Origin of the sequence: Sphingorhabdus sp., from assembly GCF_044357595.1 — a bacterium.
GTDB lineage: Bacteria > Pseudomonadota > Alphaproteobacteria > Sphingomonadales > Sphingomonadaceae > Sphingorhabdus_B.
Window position 1 is genome coordinate 1 of record NZ_JBIKPH010000034.1, and the last position, 18080, is coordinate 18080.

Genomic DNA, 18080 nt, shown 5'->3' on the forward strand with positions numbered 1-18080 from the left:
TTGTGTTGCGAAAATGCCGCACTACATTCTGTGTAGACATGAAGCCTTCGTGACAAAGGCTCCATCGGCATTTTAGGAAATAGCGCATGAACCTCGAAAAATTCACGGACCGCGCCAAGGGTTTTCTACAAAGCGCACAGGCCGTCGCCATTCGCATGAGCCATCAGCGAATTGGGCCTGAGCATCTCTTGAAAGCTCTGCTGGAGGACGAACAGGGCATGGCGTCGGGCCTTATTAAGGCCGCTGGCGGGGATGCGGCAACGGCCTTGCGCGAGACCGACGCGGCCCTGGCAAAGGTACCCACGGTATCGGGCGGCGGCGCGCAGCAAACACCCGGCCTCGACAATGACGCGGTACGCGTGCTCGATGCCGCCGAACAGGTCGCGCAAAAGGCAGGCGACAGCTATGTCACCGTTGAACGCTTGTTGCTTGCACTCGCGCTCGCCAAGACCACCACCGCAGGCAAGGCGTTGGCAGCAGCAGCCGTCACTGCCGAGGGCCTTAACGCCGCGATCAACGACCTGCGGGGTGGCCGTTCTGCTGACACCGCTGGCGCCGAAGACCGCTATGACGCGCTCAAGAAATTTGCACGCGACCTGACCGAAGTTGCGCGTGCGGGTAAGCTTGATCCCGTAATTGGCCGTGACGAAGAAATCCGCCGCACCATCCAAATCCTTGCCCGCCGTACCAAGAATAATCCCGTGCTGATCGGCGAGCCCGGCGTTGGCAAAACCGCAATTGCCGAGGGGCTGGCCTTGCGCATCGCCAATGGTGACGTGCCTGATAGCTTGAAGCACCGCAAATTGCTGTCGCTCGATATGGGCGCGCTGATTGCAGGGGCAAAATATCGTGGCGAATTTGAAGAGCGGTTGAAGGGCGTGCTCGACGAGGTCAAGCAGGCAGAGGGCGACATCATATTGTTCATCGACGAAATGCATACGCTTGTCGGCGCTGGCAAAGGCGAAGGCGCGATGGATGCCGCCAACCTCATCAAGCCGGCCTTGTCGCGCGGCGAGCTGCATTGCATTGGTGCAACGACGCTCGATGAATATCAAAAACATGTCGAGAAAGACCCCGCACTGCAGCGCCGGTTTCAACCCATTTTTGTGGGCGAGCCGACGGTCGAGGACACGATCTCGATTTTGCGCGGGTTGAAGGAAAAATACGAACTGCATCATGGCGTGCGGATCACCGACGGCGCGTTGGTAAGCGCAGCGACCTTATCGCATCGCTATATTTCAGACCGATTTCTGCCCGATAAGGCCATCGACCTGATGGATGAGGCGGCATCGCGTTTGCGGATGGAAGTAGAATCGAAACCTGAAGAGATTGAAACGCTCGACCGGCGCATCATCCAACTGAAGATCGAACGCGAAGCACTTGGCAAGGAAAGCGACGCAGCGTCGAAGGATCGTTTGGCCAATCTGGAAAGCGAGCTTGCCAATCTGGAACAGCAATCGCTTGAACTGACGCAGCGTTGGCAGGCGGAGAAAGACAAGATTTCCGCTGAAGCGAAGATCAAAGAACGTCTGGATGGTGCGCGCATCGAGTTGGAACAAGCGCAGCGTTCGGGCGACCTCGCCAAGGCAGGTGAGCTGCAATATGGCACGATACCCGGCTTGGAAAAGCAACTGGAGGTCGCCGAAGCCGCAGCAGGCAATGCGATGCTGCGCGAAGAAGTGACCGCACAGGATATCGCAGGCGTGGTGAGCCGCTGGACCGGCATTCCGGTCGACAAAATGCTTGAGGGCGAGCGCGACAAGCTGCTCAACATGGAACAGCTTATCGGCGCGCGCGTGATTGGCCAGAAGGACGCGGTCGCGGCAGTGTCGAAGGCCGTCCGTCGTTCCCGCGCAGGGCTTCAGGACCCCAATCGCCCACTTGGTTCATTCCTGTTCCTTGGGCCAACGGGCGTCGGCAAGACCGAGCTGACAAAAGCGCTCGCCTCGTTCCTGTTCGACGATGACAATGCGATGGTCCGCATCGATATGTCCGAATTTATGGAAAAGCATAGCGTCGCGCGGCTGGTCGGCGCGCCTCCGGGCTATGTCGGGTATGAAGAAGGCGGCGTGCTGACCGAGGCTGTGCGTCGACGGCCCTATCAAGTGGTCCTATTTGACGAGGTCGAGAAAGCGCATTCCGACGTGTTCAACATCCTGCTTCAGGTGTTGGACGATGGCCGCTTAACCGATGGCCAAGGCCGCACCGTCGACTTCTCGAATACGCTGATCATCCTGACATCCAATCTGGGCAGCCAGCATCTCGCCGCGCTGGAAGACGGGCAAGATGTGAAGGAGGTCGAGCCGCAAGTGATGGACATGGTGCGCGGTCATTTCCGGCCCGAATTCCTGAACCGCTTGGACGAGGTCATATTGTTCCACCGCTTGGGCCCCGATCACATGGCCCCGATTGTCGATATTCAGGTCCAGCACGTGCAGAATTTGCTGAAGGATCGAAAAATAACGCTGTCGCTGACGGCAGAGGCGAAGGCATGGCTTGGCCGCGTGGGATATGATCCGGTCTACGGCGCACGCCCGCTTAAGCGGGCTATTCAGCGTTATGTTCAGGACCCTCTGGCCGACATGCTGTTGCGCGGTGAAATTCCGGATGGCAGCACAGTTGCGGTTGACGAAGGTGATGGGGCATTGAAGTTGCAGTCTGATGCTCAGTGGGCACACAAGAACTAGCCAGGCTAGGTAAGCTACAAAGGTTGTGTCTCTGCACGCAACCATCCCGTTATGGAGTAACGGCGATACGCCGCTGCCCGCGTCACTTCGCTGACGCTGTGCATCCGCGGAACAGCAAACAAGTTTAAACTGTTGAATGCTGGCACTAATCCACGTTCCACATTACCATCAGAGCCATGGAATAGCAATAATCCACCCCATTCCAGCCGCCACATCGGCGTTAGCCCGAACACGTAAGCTGCTCTTCGTGACTTGCCAGTGACCGCATCATCATGCCCGGTAAGAAAGTCACCAGGTGAATATGCTGTTGCTTGCGCATCTGCGTATTGGATGTCCTCCGCACCCGTCACCACACGCAAAAAATCACGCACATCTCCGCTCGACATCATTCGGGCGAAATCGAATATCCTATCGGTGCTTGCCAAGCGCTCCGCAGCGCTATCGGGCACGCGGACGGTTTCAAAGCGATATTGAAAATCTGCGCGCGCCTGAGCATAAACGGCATTATCAAGCGCTTTTGCAGTTTCCGGTGCCATGCCCGACCGAGTAGCGCGGTCGAGCTCCACAAAGCCACTGGTCGTCGTCAACACTTGACGCCAATTGGTCTTTTGTCGAAGCTGCTCGTACAAAGATGTCGCGTCGGACGCGTCTATAAAGTCAGGAATATGGACATAGCCATATTCTTTAAATGTCCGTGCGTGCACCAATACATCATCCCGCGCCTTGAACTTCACCATTATTCTCTCATAACCTGCTCAACCTTCGCTAACCTTGTATAGGCATCAGCGTTCCGATCAAGCGAGGACCGATATGGGCGACCTAATTCGCTTACTTGATATCAATCCCGACTTGGACAGCAGGGCAAAGTTTAAGCCTTGCTCGTCAAATAACCGCGTTCAAATTCGTAATGTGCTCACCTCGGGTCACGCTCATGCGGTTATATCTCGGGAAACCATGGGGTGGGCAACGCTGGCACCTAGGTCACAAGCCTAATGCCTATGCAATCGACGTCAAGATGATGATAACTAACTCGACGGCCATTACCTGCAATGCTAAAGTCTTATAAGCGCTCATGAAGTCCGCCCCTCTAATGATCATGTGACTGACGAAGATGAAAAACCTGTTTGAAATCAACCCAGATATTAACCGGCCAGAGCTGGCACGCCGCTTTTTGCAGAATGGCAGGGTTCAGGTCCGCAACGTTCTAACATCTCAAACAGCGCAGGAACTTCTGTCGATCTTGAAGCAGCAGACACGGTGGAGCATGGCAATATTCGGCGGCGAAAATGGAGACGCTGAAGCACAAAGTTTTAAATCTGATGAGATGATGAAAGCCGGAGGGGCAGAGCGCGTCAATCGTGCAGCTGCGTCTGCCGAGACCCTCTCTGCTGAAGGGCGTTATGCATTTCGCTATGCGCATTATCCAATTGTTGATGCCCTCAATGAACGTTGGGATCCCAATGGCCCCCATGAGATACTCCTAGAGCATCTCAATGCACCTGAATTTCTTAATCTCGCCCGCGAGGTTACGGGCATCAACGAGCTGATCCGCGCAGATGCTCAGGCAACTTTATTTGCTGCAAACCATTACTTGGGCCGTCATACGGACAGCCATGTCGCACAAGGCTGGCGGATAGCTTATGTACTGAACCTTGCACCAGATAACTGGCATCCCGACTGGGGCGGTTACCTTCTCTTTTTGGATGATGAAGGAGATGTGATCGAGGGTTTTCGTCCCCGCTTCAACGCACTGAATTTGTTTCTTGTGCCACAAAATCACCTGGTCAGCTATGTTCCACCATTCGCTCCAAACAGTCGATTTGCTATTACCGGTTGGCTGTCTGACCGGTGATGAACTCGGCCGCTATTGCGCAGGACGCCTCAGCTCTGGTGAGCCAAGGTGACAATGAAGGCGCCGAGTTACTTTACCGCAAGGGACTGGAGCTCTTTCCCAATGACGCACGCTTTGCCAATAGTGTCGGCAATTTTTATGCGCACGCTGGCCGAAACGAGGAAGCGCTGGACCTTTTTACCTGGGCCCTGCAACTTGACGCAAGCTTGGAGGAGGCCGCATTCAATAAGGTCATCCTCCTTCTTCGGCTTGGCCGCCCAAAAGAGGCTGTTCGGCTATTAGACGGCAGTTTAACAGGCAGCACAAATGCTAGATATTGGGCTCTCCGCGGAAATGCGGAGCGGCTTTCACATGACTTTTCCTCGGCCAGCAGCAGCTATGATCGATCCTTGGCGATCGATCCTTTTAACGCACGCGCGCTTGCCGGTCGTGCTCGGCTGGCCTTGGAATGTGGTGATGAAACAGCAGTTGTTTTCTATGAAGAGGCTCTTGCCCACTCACCGGGTGATCCCAAACTCTTTCTTGATTACACACAAGCCCTAGCGGCCGCTGGGCGCCACGGTGAAGCATTGGAATGTGCAAGTGCGCTTGTTGAGCAAGTACCAACTTGGGTAGATGGGCATAGTCTTTATGCGGAAATGCTCTGGTCATCGGGTAATGAAACGCAATTTGGTTCCAGATTTGAGAAAGCGCTTTTGGCACACCCCAGCCCCGAATTATTTCTGGGCTGGGCACATATGCTTTCCGGCGTGGACCGCCATCCTGAGGCGACAGATGTCTTGCGGCGGGCCCATCAAAAGTGGCCTAGCAATCTTACGATCTTGCTGCATTTATGTATCGCTTTGGGCGAAGCTGGTATGGCGTCAGAAGCTGAGCGGCTCTTCTCGCAGTTCGACCAGCACTTACCGGCCGAATGGCGCATTGCGCGGTGCCGTAACCTAATCCGCATTGGCGCGGTAGATCAAGCCGAACGGCGCCTTTTCGATCTTACAAAGACGAAGATGGCAGATGTTTCAGCTTGGTCGCTGCTTGATATATGTTGGCGCCTCAAGGGCGATGCGCGCCATGACTGGCTGCACGGACAAGCCGGACTGGTCCAAGAAATTGCCTTGCCGCTTGGTCTGCAGGAACTTGCTGAAGTTCAGCAATGCCTATTAAAAATCCACGAAACGTCTGCACCGCCAGTCGGCCAGTCGGTTAAATCTGGGAACCAGACAAAGGGCGCTCTGTTTGCGCGGCGAGAACCAGAGTTGGCACGCTTGAAGAGCGCTCTCAAAGACATTCTTGAAGACTATAGGGCGGGGCTTCCCAAGCAAGACCAGGCACACCCCTTGCTCTCGATGCGCGAAGCCGCTTGGGGGGTTACAAGCAGTTGGTCAATTCGCCTATGCGGGCGCGGCAAACATGCGCCCCATATCCATCCAAAGGGTTTGATTTCGTCTGCCTGCTATTTCGAAGTGCCGGCCGAAGTATCTCATCACGGCGGGCCTGGCTGGCTGGATCTTGGCGTTCCTCCGATCAACCTTGAAACTGGCCTTCCTGCCCTTTTCTCATTCCAACCGAAAGTTGGAAGCTGCATCTTGTTTCCGAGCACCCTGTTTCACGGAACTCGACCCATATCGCATGGAAACAGAATGACTGTCGCCTTTGACGTCACTGTTGCGCGCTAGACGTTGGGTTCTAGGGGACGCGCAACTTTTGCTGCACTAACAAAAAAAAGGCGGCTGACCTCTCGGTCAACCGCCTCCTTTTTTATGTCAGCCGTTTCTTAGAATTTGAAGCGCGCTGAAACAAAGAAATCACGACCCAAAACATCGTAGAAGCTAGGAAGCGTGTTGCCTTGTTCTGCAGCCGATCCGAGGATACGTGGCTGCGTGTCGAAGGCGTTGTTAACGCCCGCATTGATCGAGATGTTCTGATTGACGTCAACGCCAACGCTCAGATCGATATAGTTGACCGCTCCAACATAAGGCTTGGGCAGCAAGGCAGGGTCTGTTCCAATGCGCTGCGTTCCATTGAAAATGTTGTTGATGCGGCTGTCCTGAGTGGCATCCTCATAGCGCCAGCGAACCGAGACCAGGGCTGGGCCTTTACTGTAGGTTACGCGGACATTATGACGGTACTTCGGCTGACCATGGGTGCCTTCAACGATATTCTCACGCTCTGGGATCGAAGATATCGGCGTGCTCCGATACGTATCGAGCCAAGTTCCGAGATAGAAGAAGCCGAGCTTCCCGTTCATCACTGGCAGCGAATAATCAACCTGTACGTCTACGCCGCTGGTTTCCAGGTTGCCGACGTTCGCCGACCGGAACTGCGGGTTCTTACCACCCGAGGTCTGACCGAGAGCGCCGTTCGAAGCATTACGCTTACCAGTGAAGACCGAACAGATTGGATTGTTCAGGTCCTGAATGGTATTGTAGCACAGCGATAGAGCCGAGCTTAGGCCGCCAGCAAGAACACCGATGGTGTTATCAACCGAGATGTTGAAATAATCTACAGTGACGTTCAGGCGCGGCACAAAGCTGGGGCGGAACACGACGCCAGCGGTGAAGGTATCCGATGTTTCTTCTTCAACTGTGGGGCTGCCACCGAAGTCGGCCTGAATCTGAGCATTAGGCTGTACCGCACGGGTAAAGACTGTCGCTGCTGGAACACCGGCGGCGAGACAGAAGGCACGCAAGGCATCTGTGCGCGAGGCTGCGGTACCGCGGTCAGAGCAAGGATCGGTTGCGCCTGGGAACCCAGTGGAGTTGCCCGCAAAAAGATCCTGCACATTCGGTGCGCGAACAGCGCGCGAATATTGCGCACGGAAAGACACATCCTCAATCGGTGCAATGTCAATACCACCCGAGTAGGTCCAGCTACCGCCAACCGCCGACAGGGAATAGTCCGAATAACGGGCGGCAGCATTCAAGCCCAGACGATGGATGAACTGGTCTTCAAGGACAGGAACGTTCAATTCCCCGAAAATTTCCTTCACATCATAAGAACCGCTGGTAGGCTTGCCGGCGTTGAAGCCAAGAACGTCACCTGACGCCAGGAACTCATCCGGAATGTAGCGTGACGCCATTTTGCGATATTCACCACCGAACGCGAAAGCGACATCATTTGCACCCATGCCGAGGTTAAACAGCGATCCCGAAACCGATGCCACAGCATTGGTCAGTTCAGACTGTTCAAGGTTTGTTGACTGAACGCGGACATACTTGACCGCATCTGCGCTGGCGAGGCCACTACCGAAGACGTTGATTGGAACGCATCCTGCAGTCCGTGCAGATGCATCCTTACACCGAAGCTCCGTAGTGCTTCCAGGCACAAATTCGACAGTCAACGCATTCACGTAACGGCTACTCGACACGTTGCCCTGCTGGATCTGCGTATTGCTCGTCCGTGCATATGAATAGAACATGTCGAACTTCAGATTTTCGGTAATGTCACCACGGAAACCACCCAGCACGCGGAACGCTTGGCGGGTCTGTTCGGAGTTGCGTGAGCCTGCCGACAGGAAGCGATAAGAAACCGAAGTCTGGGCATAGCCATCACCGCGGGTCCCCGCAGACAGAGCTTCAGCGGCGTCATTGGCTGTCAACAGAGCGCGCGTGCCGGCGTCAAAGTAAGGGCTGGCAATCAACAGCGGTGCAGACACACCGGTTGGTGTTGGGGCGAGCTCTGAAGCAACGCGGTTGCTGACGAAGCTTAGTTCGGAGTAGACCTCAAGGCCATCGGCCACCTCGTAATTGCCGTAGGCGCCGAGCAGATAGCGCTCTTGTGGCAGCTGCAGATAATTGGCTGGGGCGAAGTTGTAGAGATCGCCTGGGTCGGTGAACGTGCGCGAACCGCCGCCGGTGGGATTAAAGATATAGGTGCTGGTGCCCGAGCCAAAAGTTCCGATCGGACCAGTCGCAGAACCCTGAGGCACGAAGCCCACTTGGCCACCGCGGGTGCCACATGTGGAAACCGTAATGCCCGACGGATAAGGCGTGCCAATTTCGGTAACGGCGTTCGTGCTGCCCGGAACAATGCAGCCGTCGCCAGCTGCTGTCGCGGAGAAGGAACGGGCACCTTGGAAAATTGGCTTGCGGCGAGTATAGTTGGCGAACATAGTCACATTGCCGCGACCATCAGCTAGGCTCGAACCAATTGCGACGTTGGCTGAATAACGCTCTCCGTCACCCCTATCTGTTATCGAATAGGTGGTGCCAGCTTCGATACCCTCTAGGTCACGCAAACGAAAGTTCACCACGCCGGCAACGGCATCGGAACCATAAACCGCAGATGTCCCGCCAGTAACGACGTCAACACCGGAGATTAGAAACTGCGGAATCGTGTTGAGGTCAACGATTTGGTTGGTATCATAAAACATCCAGCGGCGACCGTTGACGAGAACGAGTGTGCGCGTCGAACCCACTCCGCGCAAGTTTAAGGTAACCGCTCCGTTACCTGGATTGTTTGAGAAGCTCGTAGTGCCTGGCAAGACCTGCGGCAGGGTGTTAATTACCTGCTCAACGTTGATGGCGCCCGCAAGCTTAAATTCTTCGGCTGAAACCACTGCTACCGGATTGGTGCCAGTCAGGTCCTTGCGCTCAATACGCGAACCGGTCACAACAATGGCTTCTGCCGCTTCTTCAGCGGGAGCATCATCTTGCGCGAACGATGGTGTTGAAATTAATGCGAGACCGAGCGCGAGCGGCGCTGCGGCATATTTCAGATTGCTGATACGTTTGTTCTTCACATTGAAGCTCCTTCATTAATCCCATGGATTAGCGGCATACCCGCCAACCCATTGGCTGTTACACTCCCCAGCTTTTCCGTGAACGCAGCGGACACAACTGGCGCGCCCAGCGCAAACAAACGATCCGAGAATCCGCGCCCCCTGCCAAAAGTTTATTTTTTGCGCAATAACTTGGAACAAAATTACAAATATATTTCACTAGTGTAACTTTTATGCCACATTAGGTTAAGGCGACACCGAGAGCATTTATAGACGCATTGGCATACCGCTGAACAATCATTCATTTCAGTGAGAACGTCATCGGTTAAAGGGTTAGCAACCGATTTTTTGATGCAAGCTGCGAATGTATCTTCGTTCAATATATGCATAGCTCACTGCGCTTTTGTTCGGCATCCTCACTGCGATTGACGAGGGTGACGGGGCTTTGAAGCGCATAATTGCATGAAGACACGCTAGCGCTGTTAACACAGCAGGCTGGACAATTTTCAACCGTCCTTATATGCTAAATTAGATTCAAGATTAGGGTAGTTCGAATGAAAAACCGTTTAATTGCAATTGGTATCACGGTTGTTGTCTGCGCTTCGGCCCCAGCGTTTGGGGAAACCCAAAGTGATAAGGCCGAAGCCAATACCGAGAAGAAGGTTTGCAAGACATTTCTTAATACCGGCTCCCGTTTAAACAAAACAAAAATCTGCAAAACCGATGCAGAGTGGGCAGAAGATCGAGGTGAAAATGCCAAGTTACTGCGCGAGAAGCGTGGCAATCAAGGTGCTCCGCAATCAGGGAATGACGGCTAATCCCAATTCCACGAAGAGAATTACCCGATTTTGTCAAGCCCTGCCTCGCCCAATGATTTGTTTAACATGGCAAGGGAAGCGCTCGATTCTGGGCGCGGTGAGGAAGCCCTTGAGCGGTTGATGGAGCTAGAAGCGGCCGTCGGACCGCATGTAGCGGTCAATCATTTGCAGGCGCTCGCTCTTCGTAGCTTACAACGAGAGGCAGAAGCGGATTCGAAATTTCTGTTGGCACGGCGCATCGAACAGCCTCCGTATGATCCCTATCTCTGTGCCAATCATGCTGCGCTTCAAGAGGCATTAGGTTGTTTAGCCGACGCGGAAAGAAGCTTTGACGAAGCATGGAGTAGAGCACCCGAACGCACCGACATCTGCATGGCACGTGTCGGGTTCATACATAGACAGTTTGGCGAGACCGCGGCAATCGCGGCTTTCGATAGAATGACAGCCATGTTCCCCGAGAGTGCGGCGCTACGTCATCGATACGCTTTATTCCTTCAGAAAATTGATCAAACAGCTCCGGCGCTGCGTGAAACGGAGTGTGTATTGACGCTCAATCCCAACCTGAACGGGGCTTTGCACCTGAAAGCGAGGCTGGAACTTGACGGAGGGTGCAAAGATGTCGTCGCCTCTTATGTGGCTGCCAAAGAGCATGATCCTTCAGATTTCTCGGTAACACAAGGTTTAGCAGCGGCTATATGGAATCGGGAAGGCACTGAAGCCGCGATCCATTTTCTGGACGCACAGCTTTACCAACACCCCGATTGGCTCGACGGCTGGAAATTACGCGCGCGAATTGCTTGGCAATCAGGACAGGTCGAAGAGGCGCTGTCCGGATATCAGCAAGCGTGCTCACGCCTGCCAATGAATGATTTGCTTTGGCTGTCCTGTCTAGAAGATGTGGCCAAAATGGAGGGCGGTACTAGAGCAATTGAAATTGCATTGAAGCGTGCAAACCTCTTGGACCTTCCGCCATTGCTTCGCGGTGCCTTGGCAGAAATAACTTCCACGGCAGGCGATTTTGAGAATGCAGATGCGCTATTCGTGAGCCTTGATGAGGGACTGTTACCGCATGTCAGCTATGTTAGACATCTGATACGCAAGCGCCAATATGATAAGGCGCTTGAGATTGCCGAGCGTCATGCGATGCACTTTAACGATATGGATAGCTGGGTGTATGTCTGGACACTTTGGCGCGTTGCGGGGGACCCGCGATTGGATTGGCTGAACGCACAGGGACGCTTGGTGACCCATGTCGACATACCTGATTTTCAACTCCTGCAAGGCCAGCTTGCGCAAAAGTTGAGAGAGCTGCACGCATATATGGCGCAACATCCTTTTGACCAGAGCCCGCGTGGTGGAACGCAGACGGATGGGCATCTTTTCGCCTTGATTGACCCCGACATCGTCAAGCTTCGATCGATGGTACATGACGCAGTGATGGAAGCTGTGGCCGATTTACCGCCAGTGGACCAGACCCATCCGTTCCTGTCCGGCCCTCGGCACACGGTGCGCTATACCGGTAGCTGGTCCATCAGACTTCAAAATTCAGGATACCATGAGGCGCATTATCACAGCAAGGGATGGATGAGCTCCGCGCTTTATGTGGCGCTTCCCGACACACTCGGTACTTCGGCAGATTCTGCAGATGGCTGGCTGGAACTTGGAAGACCGCCAAATGATCTCGACCTAGATTTGGCACCGTTGACTTTGATCGAACCCAAAGTCGGGCGCTTGGTGCTTTTCCCATCCATTTTATGGCATGGCACAAGACCTTTTCCGGAAGGTGATCGGCTCACCGTAGCGTTCGACATACAGGCTGTAGAGTGAGATTTTCCGAGATTTGAAAGCCAATCTCTTATTATTGAGAGAGAACAGACGCATTTTGGTAAAAAAAAGGCGGCACCTGTAGATGCCGCCTTTTTGTGGATGTAATTGACGTTGGGTCAGTATTTTATTGAAATACCCGCAAAAACATAGCGACCCAAGGTGTCGTAGAAACCTGCATAGGTATTGCCGTTAGAGGAATATTCACCGCCGACCAATGGTGGATTTTTATCCAATAGGTTATTTGCACCGATGCTAATGCCAAAATTGTCGCTGACATCAGCGTTCAACGAAAGATCAAAATAACTTTGAGCCTTAATTTTGGTGGCACCATTGGCAGCAGAGCCATCGGCCGCACTGATGAAACGCCATTTGCCCGTAACTGAGAAGACCTCAGCAGCGCGATACGATAGACGGGCTGTGCTACGCCAATCAGGGGATACGAAGCAAACCGTACTGAAGGTCCCGGCGCAATCATATGGTGTACCTGTTGGGTAGTCCTGATACTCCTTCTTCAACAGATAGCTGCCGGTTAAACCGAAGTTCAATGAGCCGGAACCCAAAGGCATACGCGCACTTGCCGCAACGTCGACACCTTGGAAATCACGATCACCGAGGTTATCATTGGTCAAACCAACAAAACCGGCCTGGCCCAACCAAAGGTTCCCTGCTGGCGAGCGCTTGATCCGATTGCATGCCGCTGGGTTTGCACCTGTAGCACAGTCCCGAAGCTGCTGTTCAGCAGGATAGACGCCAATAACATCAGACATCGAAATTTTGTAATAATCGACCGACAAACTCAAGCTGCTGGCCGGAGTAAGAACGAACCCGGCTGTCCATGTATCCGCCTTTTCGGGTTTAAGGTCGAGGTTGCCGCCATACAAGCCGTTATATTGCGATGCAGGGCTGGCCGATACACGGCCATATTGCCCTGCAGAAACACCGGTAAGGGCGCACTGGGCCTGGGTATATTCAGGGCTTGCACCAGCACATGGATCCTTGCCGCCCCAGAGCCCAATGCTCTGTGGATTGAACAGTTCGGGCGCATTAGGGGCACGTGCAGCGCGGTTATAGCCGCCACGGACGCGAAGAAGGTCGTTTACTTCCCAATTCAGCTGAACCTTATAGGTATGGGTCTTGGGAGAAGCCCCTCCGTCCACATTATACATGGAGTAACGATAGCCAAGTTCCAGGCGCACATCATTTGCAAAGCTGCGGTCCTGAAGCAAAGGAACGGAAACTTCGCTGAAAAGTTCAGAAACGTTATATTTGCCTGAGACCGAAGGCGTTGGGCCGCCCTGACCGGCCAACAAGCCTTTTTCATAGACATAGTCGGAAACGGCACTGTAAATTTCGTTACGATATTCTGCACCAAAGACCACTGCCACTGGGTCATTTGCAATCGCAAATCCAAGATCTCCAGTTACATAAGCATTGGCAATGAATTCCTTCGTAATGCCGGTGCGCGTTGCCGTTGCGCCCAAAGTCTTGGCAAATTCAGGGGTTACCAAGCCATTCTGCCAGACAAGGTAGGTCCCGGCATTTACCGCATCCGCAACAGAGGGCAAAAGAAAGTCATTTTTGTATGAGTTGCTCAGTGAAGACTGACCAAATTGCAATGAGGCATCATAAGACCAACCGCCGCCCAAGTCGCCTTTAGCGCCCGAAAGCATCCGAAAGCTATCATGCTGAATGATATCCTGACGGCCACCGCCCTCAACATTGCGCTTACCAATATAGACTTCAAAACCAGTAAGCGGGCTTGGAGCAGCGTATGTTGCTGGATTACACAGAATGGCGAGCTGCGAAGCTTTTATCGCAGGATTTCCTGCAGCACACGAGATGTTATATGGCTCGGCAAAAAATGTACCTGATTCAGCGATCTGGGCAACCGAACGGTCGCTCATGAACATCACCTCCATATATGGATGGAAGCTTTCGCTGACTTCATAATCTAAAAATGCGCCCAATGTATAACGTTCATCAGGCCGCTGGAAATAGTTTGTCGGGCCAAAGTTATATAGATTGTCGCCCGCATCCACAAAACCAGTCCCCGCGGCATTTGGTGTCAGGAATGCGTTATAGTCGTACTGGGTTTCTCCACCGAATACAGGGTAGAGGTCAAAGTTAGCATTTGGTGAGTTATACGATCCCCCGCAAGCCGTTCCCGCGCCGTTCAGGGCGCAAGCCGAATGGTCGCGTGCGCTCCATTGGACTGGGCTAATTTTACGGTATGTAGCATAGGCAACAACGTTTCCGCGACCTTCGCTGAAGTCAGAGCCCATCGCCAAATCTACATTGAACGAACGACCGTCAAAGGCTAGATCGGTAGGCACGCTAAAGTTACGCGCTTTAGAACGATCGGTCACGAAGTTATCGCTGTTTTGATGCATATAATAAGACGACCCAACATCAAGCTGGATACCCTTAAAATCCTTTTTCATGATGAAGTTGACAACACCGGCAACAGCGTCCGCTCCATAAACCGATGACGCACCGCCGGTTGTGACGTCAACCCGCTCAACCAATGCGCCGGGGATCTGGTTGATGTCAGCGGCAACAGAGTTTGTAGAACCAGGCTGCAAACGACGGCCATTGACCAAAACCAGAGTACGCGTTGAACCCAAGCCACGAAGGTCAAGGGTAGCTGTGCCCGTGGCACCATTTGATACAAAAGCGGTCTGAGACGCTTCAATCTGAGGAAGCGTGTTCAAAACGTCTTCCAAACGCGTAAGTCCGGTTTCAGAAATTTGTTCAGCGGTTGTGACGGACAATGGAGATGACGAGGTTAGGTTTGGCTGCGCGATGCGCGAACCCGTCACGACGATATCTTCGGCGCCCTTGTCCTGAGCGAATGAAGGCACTGAGATTAACGCAATACCAAGCGCAAGCGGCGCAGCGGCGTATTTAAATTTGCTGATACGTGTATTTTTCACGATATGTCCTAAGCAATGAAGCCAAAGTCCGGCAGTGTTCCACCATTCAAAGGCCGTTAAAATCTTCGACTTTCCAGGGAATGCTTCTCGCGTCGGAAAAGCCGACACTAATTACAACACCCCCCCCCGTTGACACCAACTTGGCCTAACCGCGCGGTCTGCGCAACAAAATGGGTCATAATTACAAATATATTTCAACAATGTCACCTTTATGCCACAGTAGGCAGGAAGCCCATTCGATGCCGTTTTCTGCTGCACGCGCATGTCAATGAAAATGGTTCATGACAGCGACAGCGTCGTTGGTTAAAGGATGTTTATCCAGTTCTCTGAGGCACGCAATTCATGTCCCTTCGTTCGATATTTTCAAAGCTGACTATTCTCATGCTCGGCATCGTTGCTGCGGCGCTGTCTCCGGCTATGGCCCAAACTGCCGCGCCTGTATCAGCGCCAACCGCGCCGGATCTGGAAAACATGCTGGTGCTAGATTTGTCCACCGGCGGCCGCGTGACTATCCAAATGTTTCCCGCCGTTGCCCCGGCGCATGTCGAGCGCATCAAGACATTGACACGGCAGGGCTTTTATAACGGCGTGATTTTTCACCGCGTGATCGATGGCTTCATGGCGCAAACGGGTGATCCCAAGGGTACCGGTCAAGGCGGATCGGAGCTTCCCGACCTTAAGGCAGAATTTAACGACACCCCGCATTTGCGCGGCACCGTATCGATGGCGCGCACGAATGAACCCGACACAGCCAACAGCCAGTTCTTCATTTGCTTCCAGCCCCGCTTCAGCCTTGATAAAAAATACACCGTCTTTGGCCGCGTAACATCGGGCATGCAGTTTGTGGACGCAATTGAGCGCGGTGAGCCGCCAGTGAACCCAAGCACAGTCACTCAAGCATCCATAGCATCTGATAATGTCGCGCCACCGGCCTTTGCTGCGCCAGTCGCTGCCGTAGCGCCTGAGGCGGCGATTACCCTAGACCAGCTGAGCGGTACTTAATCGGGCATAGCTTTCCATGCGTGTTGATTTATTCGATTTCGAGCTTCCGCCCGAGCGGATTGCCCTGCGCCCTGTTGCGCCCCGGGATTCGGCGCGAATGCTATGCGTTGGCGCTGGGGGCGACTTAAACGACCAAGTGGTGCGCAACCTGCCAGCGATGTTGCGCAAGGGCGATTGCCTCATCTTAAACGATACGCGGGTTATTCCGGCGCAGCTTCAGGGACGGCGCGGGGATGCGGCCATCGGTGCAACGCTGCACAAAAGGATCGACTTGCGCCGCTGGCAAGCCTTTATCCGCAACGCCAAACGCTTGCACCCCGGTGACAGCGTTGAGTTTGGTCATGGCGTTAGCGCGACGGCCGAAGAACGCCATGACGACGGCAGCTTCACGCTGCATTTCGAAGGCGACGAACCTGTCGAAACCTTACTCCAACGTGCAGGGACTATGCCCTTGCCGCCCTATATTGCGGGCAAGCGCCCGACCGACGCACGCGATGCGGAAGATTATCAGACGATGTTCGCGCAAAAGGATGGCGCCGTTGCCGCGCCTACGGCCTCTTTGCACTTCACGCCGGAATTGATGCACGCGGTCCAAGTGGCAGGTATCGAAACGACGACGCTAACGCTGCATGTGGGTGCGGGCACATTCCTGCCCGTTAAGGCAGACGATACAACTGAACATCGGATGCATAGCGAATGGGGCAGCATTGACGCCGAAACCGCCAATCAGTTGAACAATGTGCGCGCAACTGGCGGGCGGTTGATCGCGGTTGGCACAACGTCGCTCCGTCTGGTTGAGAGCGCAGCGGATGCACAGGGCGTCGTGCACCCGTTCGAAGGTGACACCGACATTTTCATTACACCGGGTTACCGATTCAAGGCGATTGGCGGCCTGATGACCAATTTCCATCTGCCTAAATCAACGCTTTTCATGCTGGTCAGCGCATTGATGGGCCGCGAGACGATGCAAGCGGCTTATGCGTATGCGATCGCCAACGAATATCGCTTCTATAGCTACGGCGACAGCAGCCTTTTGCTGCCTTAGCCCAGTCGTCCAGTTTTAATGGTCCTTCAATTCGTCACCTGTCAGGCGCACGATATGCAACATATTGGTTGATCCCGGCGTCCCGAAAGGCACGCCTGCCATGATAATGATCCGGCCACCTGCGACACCCAAATGATAGCGCAGCGCCATGCGCTTGCCCTTGGCGACCATTTCTTCGAACGACCCAATGTCCTTGGTCCGCACGGCAAAGGCACCCCACAATAAGCCAAGACGCCGCGCGGTCGACTGACTTGCCGTCAGCACCAGAAGCGGCACAGAGGGACGTTCGCGCGATATCCGGCGCGCAGTGGAGCCTGATGAGGTGAAGCAGACGATCGCGCTGGTTTCAACCATGTCTACAATCCGCCCGCTGGCCTCGGCCAAGGCATCGGCGGTGGTGCCATCTGCTGGCGTTTCGGTAAAATGGATGCGCTTGAAGAAATCAGGGTCGCCTTCAACCTCTTGCGCGATGCGGTCCATGATCGACACCGCCTCAATCGGCCATGCCCCGGCCGCAGTTTCCGCAGACAGCATCACGGCATCGGCGCCGTCGTAAATTGCCGTCGCAACGTCCGAAACCTCGGCGCGGGTGGGGGATGGCGAGACGATCATCGATTCCAGCATTTGCGTTGCCACGACCACCGGCTTGCCCATGCGCCGTGCGGTCGACACAATCTTCTTCTGCAAGGGCGGCACTTGTTCAGGGCGCATTTCCACACCAAGGTCGCCGCGCGCTACCATCACGCCGTCGGCCAACTCAATGATTTCTTCCAACCCCCCGATGGCGGCAGGCTTCTCGATCTTGGCCAGCAAAGCCGCCTTATTGCCAATCAGCTTCTTGCCTTCGGCGACATCTTCTGGCCGTTGGACAAAGGACATGGCGATCCAGTCCACCCCTTGCTCCAATGCAAAGGCAAGGTCCGAGCGGTCCTTTTCGGTCAATGCCGCAATCGGGATCACAACGTCCGGCACATTCAGGCCCTTGCGGTTCGACAACGTCCCGCCAACCTCGACCTTCGTTACTATATGGTCCGGGCCAATCTCGGTCACCCGCAACACAAGCTTGCCATCGTCCAGCAACAGCCGTGCATTGACTTCCAACGCTGCGAAAATTTCGGGGTGCGGCAAATGCACACGCTGCGCATCCCCCGGCGTCGGGTCCGTATCCAGCCGGAAGCTGTCGCCCGTGTGCAGTTCAACCT

Annotated in this window: 11 protein-coding genes; 7 read left to right on the plus strand and 4 right to left on the minus strand. The window is 54.3% G+C overall.

The genetic code is table 11. The features are described 5' to 3' along the window. Nucleotides 1-86: 86 nt before the first annotated feature. Nucleotides 87-2687 carry an ATP-dependent chaperone ClpB gene (clpB, locus tag ACIQ2T_RS05460; protein WP_397589935.1) on the plus strand — a complete coding sequence of 867 codons (2601 nt, stop codon included), beginning with the start codon at nt 87-89 and terminating at the stop codon, nt 2685-2687. A 14-nt stretch (nt 2688-2701) separates the two neighbouring features. Here clpB and ACIQ2T_RS05465 read toward each other — a convergent pair whose 3' ends face one another. Beyond that, nucleotides 2702-3424 carry a 2OG-Fe(II) oxygenase gene (locus tag ACIQ2T_RS05465; RefSeq protein ID WP_397589936.1) on the minus strand — a complete coding sequence of 241 codons (723 nt, stop codon included), beginning with the start codon at nt 3422-3424 and terminating at the stop codon, nt 2702-2704. Between the two features lie 374 nt (nt 3425-3798). On the opposite strand from ACIQ2T_RS05465, the gene ACIQ2T_RS05470 reads away from it, so the two are divergent. Together ACIQ2T_RS05470 and ACIQ2T_RS05475 are read left to right on the plus strand one after the other, a co-directional pair. Then, nucleotides 3799-4539, plus strand: a complete 741-nt coding sequence (locus tag ACIQ2T_RS05470; protein WP_397589937.1) for a 2OG-Fe(II) oxygenase — start codon at nt 3799-3801, stop codon at nt 4537-4539. Then, a complete protein-coding gene (locus ACIQ2T_RS05475) occupies nt 4539-6209 on the plus strand; it encodes a tetratricopeptide repeat protein (protein ID WP_397589938.1) in 1671 nt (556 codons plus the stop codon). Before ACIQ2T_RS05470 ends, ACIQ2T_RS05475 begins: the two co-directional genes overlap by 1 nt. Before the next feature lie 98 nt (nt 6210-6307). Here the strand turns inward: ACIQ2T_RS05475 and ACIQ2T_RS05480 are convergent, their stop codons facing one another. Further along, entirely contained in the window at nt 6308-9274 is a 2967-nt protein-coding gene (locus ACIQ2T_RS05480; protein WP_397589939.1) for a TonB-dependent receptor domain-containing protein, read from the minus strand. A gap of 533 nt (nt 9275-9807) precedes the next feature. On the opposite strand from ACIQ2T_RS05480, the gene ACIQ2T_RS05485 reads away from it, so the two are divergent. Both ACIQ2T_RS05485 and ACIQ2T_RS05490 read left to right on the plus strand, forming a co-directional pair. After that, nucleotides 9808-10071, plus strand: a complete 264-nt coding sequence (locus ACIQ2T_RS05485; protein WP_397589940.1) for a hypothetical protein — start codon at nt 9808-9810, stop codon at nt 10069-10071. A gap of 66 nt (nt 10072-10137) precedes the next feature. Further along, nucleotides 10138-11898, plus strand: a complete 1761-nt coding sequence (locus tag ACIQ2T_RS05490; RefSeq protein WP_397589941.1) for a 2OG-Fe(II) oxygenase family protein — start codon at nt 10138-10140, stop codon at nt 11896-11898. A gap of 116 nt (nt 11899-12014) precedes the next feature. Here ACIQ2T_RS05490 and ACIQ2T_RS05495 read toward each other — a convergent pair whose 3' ends face one another. After that, nucleotides 12015-14831, minus strand: coding sequence for a TonB-dependent receptor domain-containing protein (locus ACIQ2T_RS05495; protein ID WP_397589942.1), 2817 nt, complete (start codon nt 14829-14831; stop codon nt 12015-12017). A gap of 342 nt (nt 14832-15173) precedes the next feature. Between ACIQ2T_RS05495 and ACIQ2T_RS05500 the strand changes: the two genes are divergently transcribed. Together ACIQ2T_RS05500 and queA are read left to right on the plus strand one after the other, a co-directional pair. Further along, on the plus strand, nt 15174-15833 hold the full coding sequence (locus tag ACIQ2T_RS05500; RefSeq protein ID WP_397589943.1) for a peptidylprolyl isomerase: 660 nt from the start codon (nt 15174-15176) through the stop codon (nt 15831-15833). A gap of 16 nt (nt 15834-15849) precedes the next feature. Continuing rightward, on the plus strand, nt 15850-16878 hold the full coding sequence (gene queA, locus ACIQ2T_RS05505; protein WP_397589944.1) for a tRNA preQ1(34) S-adenosylmethionine ribosyltransferase-isomerase QueA: 1029 nt from the start codon (nt 15850-15852) through the stop codon (nt 16876-16878). A 15-nt stretch (nt 16879-16893) separates the two neighbouring features. Here queA and pyk read toward each other — a convergent pair. Continuing rightward, nucleotides 16894-18080: pyruvate kinase (gene pyk, locus ACIQ2T_RS05510; RefSeq protein ID WP_397589945.1), on the minus strand; the 1187-nt coding region annotated here is incomplete at its 5' end.

What these genes read in the sequence shown, in the direction of transcription:
- ACIQ2T_RS05465 (WP_397589936.1), bottom strand. Translation starts at nt 3,424, where the DNA reads ATGGTGAAGTTCAAGGCGCGGGATGATGTATTGGTGCACGCACGGACA.
- ACIQ2T_RS05475 (WP_397589938.1), top strand. Translation starts at nt 4,539, where the DNA reads ATGAACTCGGCCGCTATTGCGCAGGACGCCTCAGCTCTGGTGAGCCAA.
- clpB (WP_397589935.1), top strand. Translation starts at nt 87, where the DNA reads ATGAACCTCGAAAAATTCACGGACCGCGCCAAGGGTTTTCTACAAAGC.
- ACIQ2T_RS05485 (WP_397589940.1), top strand. Translation starts at nt 9,808, where the DNA reads ATGAAAAACCGTTTAATTGCAATTGGTATCACGGTTGTTGTCTGCGCT.
- ACIQ2T_RS05490 (WP_397589941.1), top strand. Translation starts at nt 10,138, where the DNA reads ATGGCAAGGGAAGCGCTCGATTCTGGGCGCGGTGAGGAAGCCCTTGAG.
- ACIQ2T_RS05470 (WP_397589937.1), top strand. Translation starts at nt 3,799, where the DNA reads ATGAAAAACCTGTTTGAAATCAACCCAGATATTAACCGGCCAGAGCTG.
- queA (WP_397589944.1), top strand. Translation starts at nt 15,850, where the DNA reads ATGCGTGTTGATTTATTCGATTTCGAGCTTCCGCCCGAGCGGATTGCC.
- ACIQ2T_RS05500 (WP_397589943.1), top strand. Translation starts at nt 15,174, where the DNA reads ATGTCCCTTCGTTCGATATTTTCAAAGCTGACTATTCTCATGCTCGGC.